This window comes from Desertihabitans aurantiacus, assembly GCF_003344635.1.
GTDB lineage: Bacteria > Actinomycetota > Actinomycetes > Propionibacteriales > Propionibacteriaceae > Desertihabitans > Desertihabitans aurantiacus.
Genome location: NZ_QPKK01000506.1, coordinates 1 through 1,198 on the forward strand (window position 1 = coordinate 1; position 1,198 = coordinate 1,198).

General features: G+C 72.5%; 2 protein-coding genes. Both read right to left on the reverse strand.

Going from position 1 to position 1,198, the window contains the following annotated elements:
• Positions 1 to 177: 177 nt before the first annotated feature.
• The gene (locus DVA66_RS20550) at positions 178 to 666 is read right to left on the reverse strand and encodes an SRPBCC family protein (RefSeq protein ID WP_114561589.1); all 489 of its coding nucleotides are present in this window, start codon (positions 664 to 666) and stop codon (positions 178 to 180) included.
• A 2-nt stretch (positions 667 to 668) separates the two neighbouring features.
• Complete coding sequence (locus DVA66_RS20555) at positions 669 to 1,043, reverse strand: ArsR/SmtB family transcription factor (protein ID WP_114561590.1); 375 nt, start codon at positions 1,041 to 1,043, stop codon at positions 669 to 671.
• Positions 1,044 to 1,198: the final 155 nt, after the last annotated feature.

Below are 1,198 nucleotides of genomic sequence, written 5' to 3' on the forward strand. Positions count from 1 at the left end.
GGACCAGCTGCTGCTCGCCGGGCCCACCACGCACCGGGCGGCGGTGGAGCGACGGCTCCGGGCGCTCAGCCGGGCGGGCCGGCTCGCCACCTGGTTCGGCGAGCGCGGGGACCAGCCGCGACGCTGAGCCGGACACCGGTCGTCCCCGGCCGGCGCCGGCCCAGCGCCGCTCCGGCGTCACTGCTGGGCCAGCAGCACGTCGATCTGGGCGATCGCCTCCCGGGCGCCCTCCTCCATGCCCATCTCCAGCACCTGCTGCAGCGCCTCGGCGGTGGCGTAGGTGGTGACGTAGGTGGCCCGGGTGCCGCCGTCGTGCTCGGCGAAGGCGTAGCTGTTCTGCGACACCGGCATCTCCGGGTTGGCGGTGAAGGTGTCGTCGGTGAAGGCGTCGTCGAAGCGGAACCCACGGGGCTCGGAGACCTCGGTGACGTCCCACCGGCCGTAGTACTTCTCGCCCTCCGGCGAGGTCATGTAGTAGGTCATCGCCCCGCCGGGGGTGAGCTCGTGCTCGACCACGGTGGCCGGGTACCCGGGCGGGCCCCACACCTTCTCCAGCTGGCGGGGGTCGGCGTAGACCTGCCAGACCCGCTCCAGCGGGGCGGCGAAGTCGGCCGTGATGGTCAGGGTGCGGCTGTCGAGGTCCTTGGTGACGTCGGTGACGGGCATGGTCAGTCCTTTCGAGGGCCGTCCGGGTGGGACGGAGGAGGTTGGGTCGGGTGGTCGGCGGCGATCAGCGCGTCGATCCGGGCGATGCGGCCGCGCCAGACACCCTCGAGCTCGGTGAGCATCGAGGCGACGGACCGGACCGCGTCCACGTCCCCGCTGGCCAGCTGCTCGCGCCCCTGGCGGCGCTTGCTGAGCAGTCCGGCCTTCTCCAGCACGGCGACGTGCTTCTGCACGGCGGCGAAGCTCATGTCGTACTTCGCCGCGAGTGCGGAGACCGAGTGCTCCCCGGCCAGCACCCGGCGCACGATGTCGCGCCGGGTCCGGTCGGCGAGCGCGTGGAAGAGGGCGTCCGCCCTGTCCTCGTCGTCCTCGGCCATGACCCAAACATACAACCATTCGGTTGTATGTCAACCCCCATTCCTCCCTCTCGTCGAGCGCGAGTGTGGCCTAGGCGTCGGGATCGGCAGCGGCTGAGCGACGATCAGCCCACACCCGCGGCGGGGATGGGCCGGCGGGGGGGGGGGAAGGGGTC

Excerpts from the sequence above, each read along its gene's own strand:
- DVA66_RS20550 (WP_114561589.1), bottom strand. The coding sequence starts at position 666 with ATGCCCGTCACCGACGTCACCAAGGACCTCGACAGCCGCACCCTGACC.
- DVA66_RS20555 (WP_114561590.1), bottom strand. The coding sequence starts at position 1,043 with ATGGCCGAGGACGACGAGGACAGGGCGGACGCCCTCTTCCACGCGCTC.